The sequence below is a fragment of the Enterobacter cloacae complex sp. 677-3DZ2D5B genome (assembly GCF_004136695.1).
GTDB classification, from domain to species: Bacteria; Pseudomonadota; Gammaproteobacteria; order Enterobacterales; family Enterobacteriaceae; genus Enterobacter; species Enterobacter hormaechei_C.
Map to the genome: position 1 here is coordinate 426,968 of NZ_QFLS01000005.1, position 20,545 is coordinate 447,512.

16 protein-coding genes are annotated in these 20,545 nt (G+C 56.7%); 4 read left to right on the plus strand and 12 right to left on the minus strand.

The window, feature by feature from the left end; all coding sequences use genetic code 11:
* Nucleotides 1-15: 15 nt before the first annotated feature.
* Nucleotides 16-3,168 carry a multidrug efflux RND transporter permease subunit OqxB gene (gene oqxB, locus DD597_RS09325; RefSeq protein ID WP_129256115.1) on the minus strand — a complete coding sequence of 1,051 codons (3,153 nt, stop codon included), beginning with the start codon at nt 3,166-3,168 and terminating at the stop codon, nt 16-18.
* 24 nt (nt 3,169-3,192) lie between these two features.
* A complete protein-coding gene (locus DD597_RS09330) occupies nt 3,193-4,368 on the minus strand; it encodes an efflux RND transporter periplasmic adaptor subunit (protein WP_045349792.1) in 1,176 nt (391 codons plus the stop codon).
* A gap of 338 nt (nt 4,369-4,706) precedes the next feature.
* Between DD597_RS09330 and DD597_RS09335 the strand changes: the two genes are divergently transcribed.
* The gene (locus tag DD597_RS09335) at nt 4,707-5,060 is read left to right on the plus strand and encodes a helix-turn-helix domain-containing protein (protein ID WP_022651570.1); all 354 of its coding nucleotides are present in this window, start codon (nt 4,707-4,709) and stop codon (nt 5,058-5,060) included.
* A 102-nt stretch (nt 5,061-5,162) separates the two neighbouring features.
* Here the strand turns inward: DD597_RS09335 and guaA are convergent, their stop codons facing one another.
* Together guaA and guaB are read right to left on the minus strand one after the other, a co-directional pair.
* Nucleotides 5,163-6,740 carry a glutamine-hydrolyzing GMP synthase gene (guaA, locus tag DD597_RS09340; RefSeq protein WP_003860599.1) on the minus strand — a complete coding sequence of 526 codons (1,578 nt, stop codon included), beginning with the start codon at nt 6,738-6,740 and terminating at the stop codon, nt 5,163-5,165.
* A gap of 67 nt (nt 6,741-6,807) precedes the next feature.
* A complete protein-coding gene (gene guaB, locus DD597_RS09345; RefSeq protein WP_003860601.1) occupies nt 6,808-8,274 on the minus strand; it encodes an IMP dehydrogenase in 1,467 nt (488 codons plus the stop codon).
* Nucleotides 8,275-8,433: 159 nt separating this feature from the next.
* Between guaB and xseA the strand changes: the two genes are divergently transcribed.
* The 3 genes from xseA to DD597_RS09360 are packed head-to-tail and all read left to right on the plus strand — an operon-like array spanning nt 8,434 to nt 11,235.
* Nucleotides 8,434-9,807 carry an exodeoxyribonuclease VII large subunit gene (gene xseA, locus DD597_RS09350; protein ID WP_045896653.1) on the plus strand — a complete coding sequence of 458 codons (1,374 nt, stop codon included), beginning with the start codon at nt 8,434-8,436 and terminating at the stop codon, nt 9,805-9,807.
* 58 nt (nt 9,808-9,865) lie between these two features.
* The gene (locus tag DD597_RS09355) at nt 9,866-10,885 is read left to right on the plus strand and encodes a M4 family metallopeptidase (RefSeq protein ID WP_023325046.1); all 1,020 of its coding nucleotides are present in this window, start codon (nt 9,866-9,868) and stop codon (nt 10,883-10,885) included.
* Entirely contained in the window at nt 10,885-11,235 is a 351-nt protein-coding gene (locus DD597_RS09360; RefSeq protein WP_003860606.1) for a protealysin inhibitor emfourin, read from the plus strand. The genes DD597_RS09355 and DD597_RS09360 overlap by 1 nt, the downstream gene beginning before the upstream one ends.
* Here DD597_RS09360 and DD597_RS09365 read toward each other — a convergent pair.
* The 8 genes from DD597_RS09365 to rodZ all read right to left on the minus strand — a co-directional run bounded on the left by DD597_RS09365 (nt 11,232) and on the right by rodZ (nt 20,270).
* A complete protein-coding gene (locus DD597_RS09365; RefSeq protein ID WP_129256116.1) occupies nt 11,232-11,453 on the minus strand; it encodes a zinc ribbon domain-containing protein in 222 nt (73 codons plus the stop codon). The genes DD597_RS09360 and DD597_RS09365 overlap by 4 nt on opposite strands.
* 58 nt (nt 11,454-11,511) lie before the next feature.
* Nucleotides 11,512-13,053, minus strand: coding sequence for a peptide MFS transporter (locus tag DD597_RS09370; protein ID WP_003860609.1), 1,542 nt, complete (start codon nt 13,051-13,053; stop codon nt 11,512-11,514).
* Between the two features lie 300 nt (nt 13,054-13,353).
* Entirely contained in the window at nt 13,354-14,826 is a 1,473-nt protein-coding gene (gene der / locus DD597_RS09375; RefSeq protein WP_003860611.1) for a ribosome biogenesis GTPase Der, read from the minus strand.
* Nucleotides 14,827-14,938: 112 nt separating this feature from the next.
* Nucleotides 14,939-16,117 carry an outer membrane protein assembly factor BamB gene (gene bamB, locus DD597_RS09380; protein ID WP_003860612.1) on the minus strand — a complete coding sequence of 393 codons (1,179 nt, stop codon included), beginning with the start codon at nt 16,115-16,117 and terminating at the stop codon, nt 14,939-14,941.
* 10 nt (nt 16,118-16,127) lie between these two features.
* Nucleotides 16,128-16,748, minus strand: coding sequence for a YfgM family protein (locus tag DD597_RS09385; RefSeq protein WP_003860614.1), 621 nt, complete (start codon nt 16,746-16,748; stop codon nt 16,128-16,130).
* A gap of 13 nt (nt 16,749-16,761) precedes the next feature.
* On the minus strand, nt 16,762-18,036 hold the full coding sequence (gene hisS, locus DD597_RS09390) for a histidine--tRNA ligase (RefSeq protein WP_045336895.1): 1,275 nt from the start codon (nt 18,034-18,036) through the stop codon (nt 16,762-16,764).
* Nucleotides 18,037-18,117: 81 nt separating this feature from the next.
* The gene (ispG, locus tag DD597_RS09395) at nt 18,118-19,236 is read right to left on the minus strand and encodes a flavodoxin-dependent (E)-4-hydroxy-3-methylbut-2-enyl-diphosphate synthase (RefSeq protein WP_003860619.1); all 1,119 of its coding nucleotides are present in this window, start codon (nt 19,234-19,236) and stop codon (nt 18,118-18,120) included.
* A 26-nt stretch (nt 19,237-19,262) separates the two neighbouring features.
* A complete protein-coding gene (gene rodZ / locus DD597_RS09400) occupies nt 19,263-20,270 on the minus strand; it encodes a cytoskeleton protein RodZ (protein WP_023325062.1) in 1,008 nt (335 codons plus the stop codon).
* Nucleotides 20,271-20,545: the final 275 nt, after the last annotated feature.

Sequence of the window (20,545 nt, forward strand, 5' to 3'; positions counted from 1 at the left end):
GCTATCTGCTACGTCCTACGCAGGCAACACCTCTCTTTCCGCTTTGCCGCGCGTCACGAACTTACGCAGCGTCACGTAAAAGACCGGCGTCAGGAACAGACCAAACAGCGTCACGCCCAGCATCCCGGAAAAGACGGTGATCCCGGTGACGCCGCGCACTTCTGCCCCTGCCCCGTGACCAAGGATCAGTGGAATAGTCCCGGCAATAAAGGCGATAGAAGTCATTACAATCGGGCGTAAACGCAGGCGGCACGCCTCCAGCGCAGCCTCCATGATGCCTTTGCCCTGAATTTCCAGTTCGCGGGCAAACTCAACGATAAGAATCGCGTTTTTACAGGCCAGCCCCATCAGCACAACCAGCCCTACCTGCACAAAGACGTTGTTATCGCCCCCGGTCAGCCAGACGCCGAACAGCGCGGAGAGCATCGTCATCGGCACGATGAGGATCACCGCCAGCGGCAGCGTCCAGCTTTCATACAGCGCCGCCAGCACCAGGAACGCCAGCAGCACTGCGACCGGGAAGACGATCAGCGCCGTGTTGCCCTGGGTGGCCTGCTGGAAGCTCAGGTCCGTCCATTCAATATTCATCCCGTTCGGCAGGATCTGCTTAGACATAGCGTCCAGCTGCGTCATCGCCTGCGCGGAAGAGAGCACGCGCGGGTCGGCATCACCAATCAGATCCGCCGCCGGGTAGCCGTTGTAGCGGATCACCGGGTCCGGACCGTAGGTGGTCGTGATGTTCACCATACTGCCAATCGGCACCATTTCGCCCTGGCTGTTGCGGGTACGCAGATTCGCAATATCTTCCACGCTGTCGCGGAACTGCCCGTCGGCCTGCGCCATCACGCGCCAGGTACGCCCGAACTGGTTGAAATCATTGACGTACGACGAGCCCAGATAGGTTTGCAGCGTCCCGAAGAGATCGGTCAGCGACACGCCCTGCGCTTTCGCCTTATCGCGGTCAACCTGGACGTCCAACTGCGGCACGTTAGCCTGGTAGGTTGAGATGGGGAAATGCATCCCCGGCGTCTGCATAATCGCCCCGGACATGGTGTTCACCGCGTTTTGCAGCGCGCCATAGCCCAGACCAGCGCGATCCTGTATGTACAGCGAATAGCCCGACCCCTGACCCAGCCCTAAAATCGGCGGCGGCAGAATCGAGAAGCCAAAGCCCTGCTGGATTTGCGCGATTTTCGCGTTGATCTCCGCGTTAATTTCCGCCGCGGAATGTTTACGCTGGTCGAACGGCTTCAGGCCAAAAAAGACCGTCCCGGTGTTCGGCGTATTGGTGAACTGGAGCGCATTCAGGCCAGGAAACGCGACCGCATAATCCACGCCTTCGGTATTCATCCCGATTTCGCTCATTTTGCGGATCACCGCATCGGTACGCGCCAGCGACGAGCCTTCCGGCATTTTCACGCCGCCAATCAGGTACAGCTTATCCTGCGTCGGAATAAACCCGCCGGGAACGGCTTTAAACATCACCCCCGCAGCGCAAAGCAGCAGGAAATAAACCACAAACACCGCCCCGCGTCGGCCGAGCGTTTTGCTCACCAGCCCCTGATAGCCAGTCGAGCTGCGGTGGAAAAAGCGGTTAAACGGACGGAAAATCCAGCCGAACAGACGATCGATAAGCCGGGTCGGGAAATCTTTCGGGGCGCCATGCGGCTTCAACAGCAGCGCGGCCAGCGCTGGCGAGAGCGTCAGCGAGTTGATGGCGGAGATCACCGTGGAAATGGCTATCGTTACCGCAAACTGTTTGTAAAACTGACCGGTCACGCCGGAGAGGAACGCCATCGGAACGAATACCGCACAGAGCACCAGCGCAATGGCAATAATCGGCCCGGACACCTCACGCATCGCCTGATGCGCTGCCGCAAGTGGGGCGAGCCCCTCTTCGATATTTCGTTCGACGTTTTCCACCACCACGATGGCATCGTCCACTACGATACCAATCGCCAGCACCAGCCCGAATAGACTCAGGGTATTCAGCGAAAAGCCCAGCAGGTAGAGAATACTGAAGGTACCCACTACCGATACCGGCACCGCAATCAGCGGGATAATCGACGCGCGCCATGTTTGCAGGAACAGAATGACCACCAGCACCACCAGCACCACGGCTTCCAGCAGCGTTTGCACCACCGCACGGATTGAATCACGCACGAAGACCGTCGGATCGTAAGGTGCCGCCCACTTCATGTCTGCCGGGAATCGCGTCGACAGTTCGTCCATTTTGGCGCGCACCGCGTTAGACAGATCGATGGCGTTCGCCCCAGGAGACTGGAAGATACCAATCCCGACCGCATCTTTATTGTTCAGCTGGGAACGCAGGGCATAGCTCCCGGAACCCATTTCAATCCGCGCCACATCGCGCAGGCGGACGACCGTACCATCCTGCGTTGTTTTCAGGACAATATTGCCAAACTCTTCTTCGGTATGCAGGCGGCCCTGGGCGTTAATGGAGATCAGGAAGTCGCTCTCTTTCGGCAGCGGCTCGGCGCCAAGTTGCCCGGCAGACACCTGCACGTTCTGCTCCTGCATCGCCGTGACCACGTCCGAGGCGGTCAGCCCGCGCGCCGCCACTTTATTAGGGTCCAGCCAGACGCGCATCGCGTACTCACCGGAGCCGAAAATCTGGATCTGGCCGACGCCGGGCAGGCGCGCCAGCTCATCCTTCACCTTCAGCGTGGCGTAGTTGCGCATATACAGCGAATCGTACTTACCGTTTGGCGAAAACAGATGCACCACCAGCGTCAGCGTGGGCGACTGCTTCTGGGTGGTAATGCCCAGACGCCGCACGTCCTCCGGCAGACGCGCTTCGGCCTGCGCGACGCGGTTCTGCACCTGAACCTGCGCCTGATCCGGGTCAGTCCCCGGACGGAAGGTCACGGTGGTCACCAGCACGCCGTCCGAGCCCGCGACGGATTTCATGTACATCATGTTCTCGACGCCGTTGATCGCCTCTTCCAGCGGCGTCGCCACGGTCTCGGCAATCACTTTCGGGTTGGCGCCCGGGTACTCCGCGCGCACCTGCACGCTTGGCGGCACGACGTCAGGGTATTCGCTCACCGGCAGCAGCGGGATGGCGATTAACCCTGTGATAAAAATCAGAATCGACAGGACGGCAGCAAAGATCGGCCTGTCGATAAAAAAGCGGGAAAAGTCCATGGGTTGGATTCTCAGGTCAAGGGATCAGTTGAGGGCGGCGCTGGCGGTCATGGCAACGGTTTTGGCGTTAACCGGCATACCCGGCATAAACACTTTCTGTAAACCCTCGACGATGACTTTGTCACCTGGGTTCAGCCCCTGCCGCACGATGCGTAAACCGTCTGCCAGACGACCCGGCGTAATGTCGCGACGCTGCGCTTTCCCCTCTTTATCGACGATATAGACGTATTTACGATCCTGATCGGTCAGCACCGCTTTGTCGTCGATAAGCGTAGCTTTGAACTCCGCGCTGCCCGGCAGGCGTACTCGGGCAAACAGTCCCGGCGTGAACTGACGCTGTGAGTTATCCAGCAGCGCGCGCATGCGGATGGTCCCGGTGCTCGGCGTGAGCTGGTTATCCAGGAAATCCACTTTGCCCTGATGGGGATAGCCCTCCTCGCCCGTCAGGCCAATCTCAACCGGCAGCGCCGTGTGATTGCTGGACGCCCCCTGCCCGCTGCGGGCCAGGTTTTGATAGTGAAGGTAGGTTGACTCGTCCACGTCAAAGTAGACGTACACCGTCTTCTGCGAGACCAGCGTGGTGAGGACGCTGGCGGTATCGCCCGCAGTCACCAGGTTCCCGCTGGTGATCAGCGCCCGGCTGGCGCGACCATCGATAGGCGCAGTCACTTTGGTGAAGTCCAGGTTGAGCTGGGCTGCGTCAACCGCCGCCTGCGCGGCGCGAATGTCGGCCTGCGCCTGAACGGCAGCCGAGCGACGCTGCTCCCACTCTTCCCGTGAGACCAGATGGGTATTGATCAACTTATCGGTACGGTTGGCTTCACTTTGCGCGAGGCTGGCCTGCGTTTTGGCTCTTGCCAGGTTCGCCTGCGCCTGTTCCAGCGCGGCGCGATAGGTTCGGTCATCGATGGTGAACAGCACCTCGCCCTTCTTCACTTCCTGGCCGTCGGTGTAATTCACTTTCTCAATGTAGCCGGACACGCGCGGACGCAGCTGAACGCTTTCCACCGCTTCAATGCGACCGTTAAAGCTGTCCCACTGGCTAATGGATTTCACCACCACGTCAGCAGCGCTGACAACGGGCGCTTGCGGCGCGGCATTTTGCGCGACGCTGTCATCGCACCCGACGAGAAGCACGGAGAGTAAAACCACCCCCATCGCGCTCAGATGAAAGTTACCCCAGGTTTTTTGCAGGCTCATTATTTTTATTCCGGTTATTGTAGCCGCCGGGCAAGACGCAGCGGGAGACGCCGCGCCACTTCCTTTGTCCGGTAGCTGGCTTAAGGCCATTTGTGTCGTTCATCGCCACAAAACTGTAACAGTTGCGAATACACTATTCGCGGCGATTGTAGGAAGGCGCTTAACTAAGTGCAAGAATAATTGTTGCACTTTATGTGCTATTTGCGGCAAAGGTAAATCACGTGTTTTGAACAGGGATTTAAATGCAACAATAAAACTTGCAATTAATGTAAAAACGGGTCACCTTTAAGTGCAACAAACAAAGATGCTTTTTAATACGTGGCGTAGGGGGAAGCAAGATGAACACGGGTGCATTCATTCACGATTTACTCGACTGGATCGACAACAACCTCGATAGCCGTCTGGACATTGAAACCGTCTCCAGGCGAGCCGGCTATTCGAAATGGCACCTCCAGCGGCTTTTCAAAGAACATACCGGCTCCCCTCTCGCCGAATATATTCGCGCGCAAAAGCTGCAAAAATCGGTTGAGCGCTTAGCCCACAGCGATGAACCGATTCTGAACGTGGCGATCGCGCTGGGCTTTGACTCTCAGCAGTCCTTCAATCGCAGCTTTAAGCGTCAGTATGGTCAGGCGCCAGGGGCATGGCGACGCAGTATCGGCTGCCGTGGATCCCGGCAGATGAGCCAGTAGCTCACGTCCCGTTCGGATATCAGCTACAAAAGAAAAACCCTCTGTAAACAGAGGGTTTTATCAGTCTTACCTGCTTATAACTTCGCAGGAAAGGTTATGGGCTTACTCCCACTCGATCGTCGCCGGTGGCTTGCCGCTGATGTCATACACGACACGCGATATGCCATTGACTTCATTGATTATTCTGTTAGACACGCGGCCTAAGAAGTCATACGGCAGGTGCGCCCAGTGCGCGGTCATGAAGTCGATGGTTTCCACCGCACGCAGGGAAACAACCCAGTCGTACTTACGGCCATCGCCCATCACGCCGACGGAGCGTACCGGCAGGAACACGGTGAACGCCTGGCTCACTTTGTTGTACAGGTCAGCTTTGTGGAGCTCTTCGATGAAGATCGCGTCCGCGCGACGCAGCAGGTCGCAGTACTCTTTCTTCACTTCGCCCAGCACGCGTACGCCGAGGCCCGGGCCCGGGAATGGGTGACGGTAGAGCATGTCGTACGGCAGCCCCAGCTCCAGACCGATTTTACGCACTTCGTCTTTGAACAGCTCACGCAGCGGTTCCACCAGACCCATCTTCATCTCTTTCGGCAGGCCGCCCACGTTGTGGTGAGATTTGATAACGTGCGCTTTACCGGTTGCGGAGGCCGCAGACTCGATCACGTCAGGGTAGATAGTGCCCTGCGCCAGCCATTTCACGTCTTCCAGCTTCAGCGCTTCTTCGTCGAACACTTCCACGAACACGCGACCGATGATCTTACGTTTCGCTTCCGGATCGTTCTCGCCTTTCAGCGCGTCCAGGAAACGCTGCTCGCCTTCCACGTGAACGATGTTCAGACCGAAGTGGTCGCCAAACATGTCCATAACCTGCTTCGCTTCGTTCAGGCGCAGCAGGCCGTTATCCACGAAGACACAGGTCAGGTTTTTGCCGATGGCGCGGTGCAGCAGCATCGCGGTCACAGAGGAGTCCACGCCACCGGAGAGGCCGAGGATCACTTTGTCATCGCCAACCTGCTGGCGGATACGCTCCACGGCGTCGTCGATGATTTTTGCCGGGGTCCACAGGGCTTCACACTGGCAGATGTCACGCACGAAGCGCTCCAGCATGCGCATACCCTGACGGGTATGGGTCACTTCCGGGTGGAACTGCACGCCGTAGAAACGTTTTTCTTCGTTCGCCATGATGGCGAACGGGCAGCTTTCGGTGCTGGCAACGGTCACGAAGTCGGACGGGATGGCGGTAACCTTGTCGCCGTGGCTCATCCACACGTCCAGCAGCGGCTTGCCGTCTGCGGTCAGGGAGTCTTCGATACCGCGCACCAGCGCGCTGTCGGTGACAACTTCAACCTGTGCGTAGCCGAACTCACGCTCGTTAGAGCCTTCTACGTGGCCGCCCAGCTGCATCGCCATGGTCTGCATACCGTAGCAAACGCCGAACACCGGTACGCCCGCTTCGAACACGTACTGCGGCGCGCGCGGGCTGTTCTCTTCGGTGGTGCTTTCCGGGCCGCCGGACAGGATGATGCCGCTTGGATTGAATTCGCGAATCTGTGCTTCCGTGACATCCCACGCCCACAGCTCACAGTAAACGCCCAGCTCACGCACGCGGCGCGCCACCAGCTGAGTGTACTGAGAACCAAAGTCCAGGATGAGAATGCGATGTTTATGAATGTTTTCCGTCATTGACGCTAATTCCGAGGCAAGTGAAACAAAACAAAGCGCCCGGCATTGAGCCGGGCGCGGAAATTTATCAGGAGCCCAGACGGTAGTTCGGGGACTCTTTGGTGATCGTCACGTCGTGAACGTGGCTCTCCTGGATACCCGCACCGCTGATGCGTACGAATTCCGCTTTGGTACGCAGCAGGTCAATGGTACCACAGCCGGTCAGACCCATACAGGAGCGCAGGCCGCCCATCTGCTGGTGAATGATCTCTTTCAGGCGGCCTTTATACGCCACGCGACCTTCGATACCTTCCGGTACCAGTTTGTCAGCAGCGTTATCGGTCTGGAAGTAACGGTCGGAGGAACCTTTGGACATCGCGCCCAGGGAGCCCATACCGCGGTAGGATTTATAAGAACGCCCCTGGTAGAGTTCGATTTCACCCGGAGATTCTTCGGTACCGGCCAGCATGGAGCCCACCATCACGGCTGCGGCACCTGCGGCGATCGCTTTAGCGATGTCGCCAGAGAAGCGGATACCGCCGTCAGCGATAACCGGAATGCCGGTGCCTTCCAGCGCTTCAACCGCGTCAGAAACCGCCGTGATCTGCGGCACGCCTACGCCAGTGACGATACGGGTGGTACAGATAGAGCCAGGGCCGATACCCACTTTCACCGCGCTGCAACCCGCTTCCGCCAGCGCGCGAGCGCCTGCGCCTGTTGCCACGTTACCGCCGATAATCTGGAGATCCGGGTATTTAGCACGGGTTTCACGAATACGTTGCAGAACGCCTTCGGAGTGGCCGTGGGAGGAGTCAATCAGCAGCACGTCAACGCCTGCGGCAACCAGCGCGTCAACGCGCTCTTCGTTACCTGCACCCGCGCCAACCGCAGCGCCGACGCGCAGACGGCCATGCTCGTCTTTACAGGCGTTCGGTTTACGTTCTGCTTTCTGGAAATCTTTAACGGTGATCATGCCGCGCAGGTGGAAGTTCGCGTCCACAACCAGCGCTTTCTCAACGCGTTTTTCGTGCATTTTCGCCAGCACCACGTCGCGGGTTTCGCCTTCACGCACGGTCACCAGACGCTCTTTTGGCGTCATGTAGACGCTTACAGGCTGGTTCAGGTCAGTCACGAAACGCACGTCACGACCGGTAATGATGCCGACCAGTTCGTTGTCTTCAGTGACTACCGGGTAGCCTGCAAAGCCGTTACGCTCGGTCAGGGCTTTCACTTCGTGCAGCGTGGTGGTTGGCAGAACGGTCTGAGGATCGGACACAATACCGGATTCATGCTTCTTCACGCGGCGAACTTCTTCCGCCTGACGCTCGATAGACATGTTTTTGTGGATAAAGCCAATGCCGCCTTCCTGTGCCAGGGCGATAGCCAGACGCGCTTCAGTCACGGTGTCCATTGCTGCGGAGAGCATAGGAATGTTCAGACGAATGGTTTTCGTCAACTGCGTGCTGAGGTCGGCAGTATTCGGCAGAACGGTGGAGTGAGCGGGAACGAGGAGGACGTCGTCAAACGTCAGTGCTTCTTTAGCAATACGTAGCATGGGCAATATCTCTGACCTGGGTGGTTAAATATTGCCGTGGCATTATACAGAGCGTAACCGATTGCATCCACACTTTTTTGAAAAAAATGCTTGCGCTCACCTCTCAGCAGGTTACTATCGACTGAATAACTTGCTGATTTAGAATTTGATCCCGCTCACATGTTATCCTCTCAATCCCCCTCAATCTATACTGTCAGCCGCCTTAATCAGACGGTGCGTTTGCTGCTTGAGCAGGAAATGGGACAGGTCTGGATCAGCGGTGAAATCTCTAACTTCACGCAGCCTGCTTCCGGCCACTGGTACTTTACGCTGAAAGACGACACCGCTCAGGTGCGCTGCGCGATGTTCCGCAACAGCAACCGTCGCGTGACGTTCCGTCCTCAGCATGGCCAGCAGGTTCTGGTTCGCGCCAACATTACCCTGTATGAGCCGCGCGGCGATTATCAGATTATCGTCGAGAGCATGCAGCCCGCCGGTGAAGGCTTGCTGCAACAGAAGTACGAGCAGCTAAAAGCCATGCTTTCGGCTGAGGGATTGTTCGACCAGCAGTTTAAAAAACCCCTTCCCTCACCAGCCCACTGCGTTGGGGTTATCACGTCGAAAACCGGTGCGGCCCTGCACGATATTTTGCACGTCCTTAAGCGCCGTGACCCTTCCCTGCCCGTCATTATCTACCCGACTGCCGTTCAGGGTGACGATGCGCCGGGGCAGATCGTGCGCGCCATTGAGCTGGCGAATGCGCGTCAGGAGTGTGATGTCCTGATCGTCGGGCGCGGCGGCGGCTCGCTGGAAGACCTGTGGAGCTTTAACGACGAGCGCGTGGCGCGGGCAATCTTTGCCAGCCTTATCCCGGTGGTAAGCGCCGTCGGCCATGAAACGGATGTGACGATAGCGGATTTTGTCGCGGATTTACGCGCGCCCACGCCGTCCGCGGCGGCAGAGGTAGTCAGCCGTAACCAGCAGGAGCTGCTGCGTCAGATCCAGAACGGGCAGCAGCGCCTGGAGATGGCGATGGACTACTTCCTCGCCAACCGTACCCGCCGCTTTACCCAGCTTCACCATCGTCTGCAACAGCAGCATCCGCAATTGCGTCTGGCGCGTCAGCAAACCGTGCTGGAACGTCTGCGTCAGCGGATGAACTTCGCGCTGGATAACCAGCTTAAGCGGGCGGTATCTCGCCAGCAGCGCATGACGCAGCGTCTGAACCAGCAGAATCCACAGCCGAAGGTTTATCGCGCACAAACGCGTATCCAGCAGCTTGAGTATCGCCTCGCGGAAAATATCCGCTCACGCCTGAGCGCCACCCGCGAGCGTTTTGGCAATGCGGTCACCCATTTGGAAGCCGTCAGCCCGCTCTCCACGCTGGCTCGCGGCTATAGTGTGACCACCGCGACGGACGGCAAAGTGCTGAAACAAACGAAACAGGTTAAAGCCGGGGATGTGCTCACCACCCGGCTTTCTGACGGCTGGGTCGAGAGTGAGGTAAAAGAGATCAAACCGGTGAAAAAAACGCGCCAGCGTAAAAGCGGATAAATCTTCGCCGGTTACAAACTATACTGCTGCTATTGCCTTTTTTGATAAGGAGAGCAGCATGCCCCATCTTCATAGCGTCATCCCTCCGTATATTCTTCGTCGTATTATCGAAAGCGGTTCAGAGCCCCAGCAGCGCTGCGCCCGTCAGACATTAACCCATGTGCAAACCCTGATGGCGCATATGCCGGGCAAACCCGCCGCGCCGCATGTGAATAAAGCCGGTCAGCTTGAGCGTGACATCTACGATGCGAAACAGACCCAGGAGCTGCCGGGTAGCCAGGTGCGCTATGAAGGCCAGCCCTCCAACGGCGATGTGGCGGTGGATGAAGCGTACGATTATCTGGGGATCACCCATGATTTCTTCTGGAAGGAGTATCAGCGGGATTCGCTCGATAATAAGGGGCTGATCCTGACCGGTACCGTGCATTACGGCCGTGAGTATCAAAACGCCTTCTGGAACGGCCAGCAGATGGTCTTTGGCGATGGCGACGGGGAAATCTTCAACCGCTTCACCATTGCCATCGACGTGGTGGCGCATGAGCTGAGCCACGGTGTGACGGAGACCGAAGCCGGGCTCATTTACTTTGAACAATCTGGCGCGCTGAACGAGTCGTTATCCGACGTGTTTGGTTCGCTGGTGAAGCAATACTATCTTAAGCAAACCGCCGACCAGGCAGACTGGCTGATTGGCGAAGGGCTGCTGGCAGCGGGGATTAACGGCAAAGGGCTGCGCTCCATGTCTGAACCCGGCACCGCCTACGACGATCCCCTCCTTGGCAAAGATCCGCAGCCCGCGCACATGAAAGATTTCATCAAAACGCGCGAGGATAACGGCGGCGTACACCTCAACTCTGGCATCCCCAACCGGGCGTTTTACCTGGCCGCAACAGCAATCGGTGGCTACGCCTGGGAAAAAGCGGGTTATGCCTGGTACGACACGGTTTGCGATCGCAACCTGGCGCAGGATGCGGATTTTGACGCTTTCGCAAAACTGACGATCGCCCACGGCGAGAAACGCTCCGGTAGCGACGTTGGGGCGGCCATTAAACAAGCCTGGGAACAGGTGGGAGTACTGTAATGCAGGTACCGGAACTGACGGATGACGCCGTGGTTGAGCTGGCCCGGGAAGGCGGCGTCGCCTTTATTCCTAAGCTGAGCGGTCAGCGCACGATCGCCCTCTCCACGCTCAACGAGGCACAGCGTCAGCGCGTGGTGAATATTCTGGAACAGGCTATCCCGCGCGGACAGCCACCGGGCCAGGCGTCGTCTCCGGGCAGCGGCGATCAGCGCTATTTTCGCATTCAGATAATCTGGACCCGGCACAATCAGGCGCAGTATACCGATATTATTGTGCTGGTTCCGGAGCAGGAAGCGCCGGAATCGCTGATCGAGCTATGGCAAAAAGGAGAAGGCTGCGTGTGCGATTAAGCCCCAGCCCTGACGAACTCGACGCGTTTGTTTGAGATCAGCCCGTGGCCGTTCTGACAGAAGTAATCCACCGCGCCGCAGGCCTTGAGTACCTGAAGCGGCTGATGGCAGTCAGGGCAGCGCGCTTCGAGGGGAATATCTTTATTGCAGCTGTCGCAGTGCGCGATACCGTTTTGCGGCTCGAGCGCTGCGTGGCAATCCGGACAGGTAATCGACATGCTCTCTCCTGTTGAGTTGGGCCGGGACAGGACAACTGCCCCGGCAGACTGAATAGTATCAGGCTTCGGTAGCCGGTTTAGTTTGCGCATTTTCCAGCATGCGACGTACCGGAACAATGAGGACGATCAGCACCGCAGCACAAATCAGCAGCGCGATGGAGCAACGGGCAAAGAGGTCTGGCAGCATATCCAGCTGGTCGGCCTTCACGTGACCGCCAATCAGCCCCGCAGCCAGGTTACCCAGCGCACTGGCGCAGAACCACAGGCCCATCATCTGGCCGCGCATTCTTTCCGGAGCCAGCAGGGTCATGGTCGCCAGACCAATCGGACTCAGGCACAGTTCCCCGAGCGTCAGCATCAGGATACTGCCCACCAGCCAGAACGGAGAAACCCCTGCCCCACCGTTGCTCAGTACGTTCTGCGCCGCCAGCATCATCAGGCCAAAGCCCGCCGCTGCACACAGAATACCGATCACGAACTTGGTGATGCTGCTCGGACGAATGTTTTTGCTCGCCAGCTTCGGCCATGCCCAGCTAAATACCGGGGCCAGCAGAATGATGAACAGGGCATTAATCGACTGGAACCACACCGCCGGGATCTCAAAATCACCGATCATGCGGTTAGTGTAGTCGTTGGCGAACAGGTTGAAGGAGGTTGGCTTCTGCTCGAACGCGGACCAGAAGAACGCGGCGGAGACCAGCAGAATAAAGCACACCAGCAGCCTTGCGCGCTCTTTGCGATTCAGCCCGGCGAAGATGAACAGATAGATGAAGTAGAGCGCGACGGAGGCGGCAATCACATACACCAGCACGCTGGCGACCGCGACCGGATTAATCACAATCACGCCCTGGGCAATCAACGTAACGATGATTGCAACACCCACAGCCAGCGCCAGCAGCCAGGCGCCCACGCCGTTACGTTTCACTACCGGACTGTTCCAGGTGGAGTCCAGACCGACTTCGCTGTCGTAACGCTTCATGGCCGGAACGGCAAACACGCGGAAGATAATCAGGGCGACCAGCATCCCAATACCACCGATTCCAAAGCCCCAGTGCCAGCCGTGGGTTTTAATCAGCCAACCGGAAATCAGAGGGGCAATGAACGAGCCCATGTTGATGCCCATATAGAACAGCGAGAAACCGCCGTCACGACGCGCATCGCCCTTTTTGTACAGTGTCCCCACCATGACCGAGATACAGGTCTTGAACAGGCCGGAGCCGAGCACGATAAACATCAGGCCGATGAAGAACAGGTTGTCGCCCATGATGGCCGACAGGGCAATCGACAGGTGCCCAAGCGCAATCAAAATCGAACCGTACCAGACGGCCCGCTGCTGGCCGAGCCAGTTATCCGCCAGCCAGCCGCCCGGCAGCGCGGCGAGGTACATGGTGCCGGCAAAAATACCGACAATCGCCGAGGCGTTTTCACGCGCCAGGCCCATTCCGCCGTCATACACGGTGGCGGCCATAAACAGGATCAGTAGCGGGCGAATACCGTAAAACGAGAAACGCTCCCACATCTCGGTGAAGAACAGCGAACCGAGCGGATAAGGATGGCCGAAGAAGGTTCGGCTCTCTTTTTGATTAACAGAGGATTGCATAATTCTCCCGAAAAGGTATGTGTCGTGCTTGTAAACACCAGCATGTACGCCGAACGGTTACGTATCCGATCGATTTTTTACATGCGGCGAAATGTTGGTTAACCATTTGATAACCAGGCGCTAGTTTTGTCTAGTACCGAACCCTGGACTTTAAGACGAAAATTCGACGATTGTCTACTTTCTTAGATATAAACATGGTTCAAAGCGAATAGTGATTGACATCACACAGGGAAGGCGGGCCTTTTGAATGAGCGAAAAAAAACCCGCGACAGGCGCGGATTTTAGTGAGATCGGTAAGGATTATTTGCTTTTCTTAATGTGCTTAATCAAACGCTTACGCTTACGCATCTGGTTCGGCGTCAGGGTGTTGCGTTTATTCGCAAAGGGGTTTTCCCCTTCCTTGAACTGAATACGGATAGGCGTACCCATCACGTCCAGCGACTTGCGGAAGTAGTTCATCAGGTAGCGTTTGTAGGAGTCCGGCAGATCCTTCACCTGGTTACCGTGGATCACCACGATAGGCGGGTTATATCCCCCGGCGTGAGCATATTTCAGCTTCACGCGACGACCGCGCACCAGCGGCGGCTGGTGGTCTTCAGCAGCCATGTTCATGATACGGGTCAGCATCGCCGTGCTCTGACGGCGGGTAGAGCTGTCATAGGCTTCACGAACGGATTCGAACAGGTTGCCGACACCACTCCCGTGCAGGGCAGAGATGAAGTGAACGCGGGCAAAGTCGATAAAGCCCAGACGGAAGTCCAGCGTCTCTTTCACCTGCTCGCGCACTTCATTGCTCAGGCCGTCCCACTTGTTGACGACGATAACCAGTGAGCGCCCACTATTGAGGATAAAGCCGAGCAGAGAGAGATCCTGATCGGAGATACCTTCACGTGCGTCAATAACCAGCAGCACCACGTTGGCGTCTTCAATCGCCTGAAGGGTCTTGATCACCGAGAATTTTTCAACCACATCGGTGATTTTCCCGCGCTTACGCACCCCTGCGGTGTCGATAAGTACGTACTCACGTTCATCGCGCTGCATTGGAATGTAAATGCTGTCACGCGTTGTGCCTGGCATGTCGTAAACCACTACGCGCTCTTCACCGAGAATACGGTTAGTAAGCGTAGACTTACCTACATTTGGGCGGCCCACGATAGCCAGCTTGATAGGCAGATCCTGAGGGTTGAAGTCGTCTTCCGGCTCTTCCTCTCCTTCTTCTCCGGCTTCAAACTGCGCCCAGTATTCAGCGTCCTCATCCACCTCTTCCGGTGGGTTTACTTCATCAACCCACGGCAGCAGAACGGTTTCCAGCAGGCTGGTGACGCCACGGCCATGCGAGGCCGCGATAGGATAGATATCGCCCAGGCCTAAAGACCAGAAATCCGCAATGGCCTGATCGGCATCGATGCCGTCAGTTTTGTTCGCCACCAGGAAGGTTGGCTTTTCGCGTGAACGCAGATGTTTAGCGATAGCAGAATCCGCGGGCATCAGGCCAGCGCGAGCATCCACCATAAACAGAACGACATCCGCTTCTTCGATAGCCAGCAGAGATTGCTCTGCCATGCGGGTTTCTACGCCGTCTTCCGTACCGTCAATACCCCCGGTATCGATACAGATGAACTCGCGTCCTTCCACCTCTGCACGACCGTACTTACGGTCACGCGTCAGCCCCGGGAAATCCGCAACCAGCGCATCACGGGTGCGTGTTAAACGGTTAAAAAGAGTGGATTTTCCAACGTTAGGGCGCCCGACAAGCGCGACCACAGGTACCATGTTTGAAGCCTCATAAAATTCAAAATAACGTCGCTTTCGCAGCGTTTTTAAAAATGTCAAAACGGCTCCTGAGTGAACAGGAGCCGTTTAGTATACTACAACCGCCGTGTAATTAACGCGTGATCGCGTACAGCGTGCCGTCTTTTGCCTGAATCAGCAGTTTGCCGTCAGCCACAACGGGCTCCGTCAGGAAGCCTGAGCTATCCACTTTCTGCTGTGCCACGAAGCGGCCATTCTCTGGATCGATCCAGTGCATATAGCCTTCGCTGTCGCCCACCACCAGGCTGCCGTTATACAGTGCCGGTGCGGTCAGCAGACGGTGCAGCAGATCGCTTTGCGTCCACAGCGTTACGCCACCTTCGGTGCTCAGCGCCAGCAGGCGGTCGTTCTGATCCACCATATAAATACGGTTGCCGTCGACGATGAAATCGTTCACGGAACCCAGCTCACGTTTCCACATGATCTGGCCGCTACGCAGGTCCAGCGCCGTCAGGTTGCCGTTATACGCCAGCGCGTAAACCACACCGTCGACGATAACTGGCGTGGTGTCCACGTCACTCAGACGGTCGATTTCAGTTGAACCGGTCGCCTGGGAAATACGCTGCTGCCAGATCATCTGGCCCTGCTGCATCAGTACCGCGCTGACACGGCCGTTGTCACCGCCCACAATGGCGGCACCAAATGCGGTTGCCGGAGCAGATTCACCACGCAGAGACAGCGCTGGCATATCCAGGTTAACCGTCCATTTTACCAGACCATCGGCTTCGTTCAGCGCCTGCAACTGGCCGTTGCTGGTATGGATCAGCACCAGGCCGTCGCTGACAACCGGACGCGACAAGGATTCACCGGCAACGGTGGTCTGCCATGCAACCGAACCGTCGCTGGCATTCAGCGCGTAAACCTGCGCTTTTTCGCTGCCCACATACACGTGACCGCCAGTAACGGTCAGGCCGCCAGAAAGCAGTGCAGGTTTACGGGAGAACCAGCCGTCTTTTTCCGCCAGGTTAATGGACCATACTTCTTTTCCGTCATCAGCGTTCAGCGCTTTAACGGTGCCTTTGCGATCGGCCGCATAGACAACGCCGTCAGCAAATGCCGGGTGCAGGTTGGAATAAAAATCGCCAATACCATCGCCTACGGAAGTGTCCCAGGCGGTGGATGGGGTGAACTGGTTTTCAACCGTCGGCAGCGGGGACATTTTAACAACGTCTTCTTCGCCACTGAACAGTGAACAACCACTCAATAACGTAACAGAAAGCAGTCCTGGCAGAAGTAATTTACGCAATTGCATTGGGTCCCTCTCAGACGGACAAATTATTTATTTTCATCTGCATCATTTCGCTCAGCGCAGGTGAAGCTTTACTATCCACGCCAGCTTGCCACGCTTTACGCGCGCCCGCTTTATCACCCTTACTCAGCAGTGCTTCACCGCGAAGATCGGCAACAATAGCGGCAAAGCCTTCGCCTTTGATGGTATCAAGCGTTTTGAGCGCGTCGTCGGCTTTTTTCTGCTGAACCTGGATACGCGCCAGACGCAGATTGATCACCGCTTTCAGATTATCGTCACTGGCAGCAGCAAGCCCCTGAGACAGTTGCGCAGCGGCTTTGTCCAGTTCGTTTTTATCAACATACTGCTGAGCCACTTCCAGCGCAGCCAGCGCGCCGTAGGTGTTTTTGTTGTCAGCGGCAAATTTCTCCGCAGCCGTCAGCGTTTGCGGCTGATCGGCACGGATTGCGCTAACGGTATTTTCGTAGTTCAGGGACGAACCGCGAGCAGAGTCAGCCTGATGATTGTTCCAGTAACGCCAGCCTACCAGCGCACCAACACCTAAAATAACCCCTACAACCAGTGCTTTGCCGTTTTCAGCAAAGAAGCGTTTAACCGCATCAACCTGGTCGTGTTCGTTCTCGTAAATTTCCACGCAGTCCTTCTCCTTAGCCCAATAGAGTGCGCAAGTGCGCCGCAACGCCATCCTGCGTTACCGTAGTTTGCTCACCAGAGCGCAGGTCTTTAACTACCACTTCGCCGATGGCCACTTCGGACTCACCCAGCACCAGTGCGATACTTGCGCCCCACTTATCGGCACGAGCAAACTGTTTTTTAAAGTTGCCGCCGCCGTGGTTGGTCATCAGCTTAACGTCCGGCAGCGCATCGCGCACGCGTTCGGCAAGCTGCATTGCCGCAGACTGCGTATCCGCACCTGAGGCCACCAGGTATATATCGACAACAGGATCGGCTTTAAATTCCGGATTAACTGCCTGAACCAGCAAAACAAGTCGCTCAAGGCCCATCGCGAAGCCTACTGCCGGTGCTGCGCGACCACCCAGTTGCTCGACCAGACCGTCATAACGACCGCCAGCACAGACGGTGCCCTGCGAACCGAGGCTGGTGGTGACCCACTCAAATACGGTGCGGTTGTAGTAGTCCAGACCGCGCACCAGACGCTGGTTAACGGTATAAGCAATGCCCGCCGCTTCAAGCAGCTTGCACAGGCCGGCAAAGTGTTCGCGGGAATCCTCATCCAGGTAGTCACCCAGCGCTGGCGCATCGTTCAGCAGCGCCTGTACGTCAGGATTTTTGGAATCGAGTACGCGCAGCGGGTTGCTGTACATACGACGCTTACAGTCTTCGTCGAGCTTCTCTTTGTGCTGTTCCAGGAACGCCACCAGCGCATCGCGATAGTTCGCACGCGCTTCCAGAGAACCGATAGAGTTCAGCTCCAGGGAAACGTGCTCAGAAATACCGAGCGCACGCCACCAGCGGGCAGTCAGCATAATCAGTTCGGCATCGATATCTGGTCCTTGCAGACCAAACACTTCCACGCCAAGCTGGTTGAACTGACGGTAGCGGCCTTTTTGCGGACGTTCGTGGCGGAACATCGGGCCGATATACCACAGGCGCTGCTCCTGATTGTACAGGAGACCATGTTCGATGCCGGCGCGTACGCAACCCGCCGTCCCCTCAGGACGCAGGGTCAGGCTGTCGCCGTTGCGGTCCTCAAAGGTATACATCTCTTTTTCAACCACGTCGGTTACTTCGCCGATCGCGCGTTTGAATAACGGGGTCTGCTCTACAATCGGCAAACGAATTTCGCTGTAACCGTAGCTGCCGAGCACCTGCTTCAGTGTGCCTTCAATGCGCTGCCAGATGGCGGTTTCGCCAGGCAGATAATCGTTCATGCCGCGGATGGCTTGAATGTTTTTTGCCACGTTTATTCTCTTTCTATATACAAAAAAGAACCCAAAGAATGGGTTCAATCATACATGGGAAGCAGCCTGCTTCCCATCACGTTATTTTTCAACCTGCTGAACGCTGATGCGCTGCGCTTCGTCCATCATCGTCGCTTTTGCACGAATGCGGGCTTCGAGCTGGTCGATCATGTCACTATTATCCAGACGATCTTTACGAACGCCATCCTCATAGAGACCACTTTTCTTGTTACCGCCGGTCACGCCCAGCGTGGACACCAGCGCTTCACCCGGACCGTTCACCACGCAGCCGATGATGGAAACGTCCATCGGGGTGATGATGTCTTCCAGGCGCTGCTCCAGAGCATTCACGGTGCCGATCACGTCAAACTCCTGACGTGAACAGGTTGGGCAGGCGATGAAGTTGATCCCACGCGCGCGGATACGCAGTGATTTCAGGATGTCGAAACCGACTTTGATCTCTTCCACCGGATCGGCGGCCAGGGAGACGCGTAACGTGTCGCCGATGCCTTCAGAGAGCAGCAGGCCGAGACCAATCGCCGATTTTACCGAACCGCTGCGCAGACCGCCCGCCTCGGTGATGCCAAGATGCAGCGGCTGATCGATCTGTTTTGCCAGCAGACGATACGATTCAACGGCCAGGAAGACGTCAGACGCTTTCACGCTCACTTTGAACTGATCGAAGTTAAGGCGATCCAGATGATCGACGTGACGCATGGCGGATTCGAGCAGCGCCTGCGGCGTCGGCTCACCGTACTTTTCCTGGAGATCTTTTTCCAGAGAGCCAGCGTTTACGCCGATACGGATTGGAATGTTTTTGTCGCGGGCGCAGTCAACCACCATGCGAATGCGCTCTTCGTTGCCGATGTTGCCTGGGTTAATACGCAGACAATCGACACCGTATTCAGCGACTTTCAGCGCGATACGGTAATCGAAGTGAATATCGGCAACCAGCGGAACACTCACCTGCTGCTTGATCAGTTTGAACGCCTCGGCGGCGTCCATGGTAGGCACAGAGACGCGAACAATGTCCGCGCCGACGCGTTCTAATGCTTTGATTTGATTGACCGTCGCTTCTACATCCGTAGTACGCGTATTGGTCATCGACTGGACGGCGATAGGCGCCCCATCGCCGATTGGCACGTTCCCAACGTAAATCCGTTTCGATTTTCTACGTTGAATAGGAGCCTGGTTATGCATGTAAAATCTCCCGCATTGCCCGTCTGTTACTGTGCTGCTGATTGTTCGGCATTAACGGTAAGACGCGCAACCTGGTTAGTTCTGATAAAGCGGCTCAGATCGACAGGTTTTCCTTGATACTGGATCTGTACCGCTGCCGGTGCGCCGATTTTAAGCTTGTAAGGTGCCTGGCCCGTTAGATTTAACGTGCCATCTTTACGTTGCAGGCCGCTGAACAGCTTTTTACCTGTCGCGTCAGTCACTTCCAGCCAGCAATCAGCCGTAAAATTCATCACCAGCGCATTCGGGTCCACGGCAGGTGCCGCCGTGCCAGCCGGGTCAGTTGGCAGTGACGCCGCGGTGTTCTCTGCCGGTGCCGTTGCCGCAGGGGCGGTATCAACATTGGCCTGAGAAGGTGATACGACCGCGTTCTGATCCTGGGTCTGGGTGGCTGGCGCGGTATTCGCCGTCGCTTCTGGCGTCGCCGCTGGCTCGGTTGCAGGCGTGTTGCTTGCTGCCGACTGAGGTTCGCTGGAGGTCGCCCCTTCGGTGCTCAACGGCACGCTTTGCGCGCCGTTATTACCAGACTGATTAAGCTCAGCGGAGGACTGATCGGCCATGGTGGTGATCTCTTCCTGCTGCGCTTTGTGGTTTTGCCACCACCATGCGCCCGTCAGGCCGACAACCACAAACAGGACCAGCCAGGTAAAGCTCATCAGCCAGCCATCGCGTTTTTTACGACGTTTACCCAGAGAGAAGCTTTGCATCGGCGCAACTTTTGCCGCACGCACAGGCGCCTGCTTCTCCATCATCGGCAGTAATTCGTCTTCAGGGATATGAACCAGTTTGGCGTAAGAACGGATATAACCGCGCAGAAACGTTGAAGCCAGATCGGCGGGTGCCTTATCTTCTTCAATATCGCGAACGGTGGAAACCTTCAGGCACAGGCGTTCTGCAACGGCTTGCTGGCTAAGTCCGAGTTGTTCACGGGCGTTGCGAAGACGAACGCCAGTGGAGAGTGCTGCATTTTGATCGTGAGTGGCTTCAGTATTCATTCGCTACAACTACTGGTACGTGAAAATAAGGGTTCAGGTGCCGGTGAGTCACAATGCCACCCGCACCGCGAAACTTTAGGTCAGTTAACCTGGAACAAACAGTATAAGACTGTCGGGCCGCAGATGACAGCGCTGGCAGGCCTTCACGCTAAACTGTTGTTACGTCGTTACATACTGCCCGAAAGTCGTATGAAACGCACCGTAATTATTAATCAGTCGTGATGATTGTGACTGAATATTCAGTAAATTAATGCTTCACGGCGCAAAAAATGCGC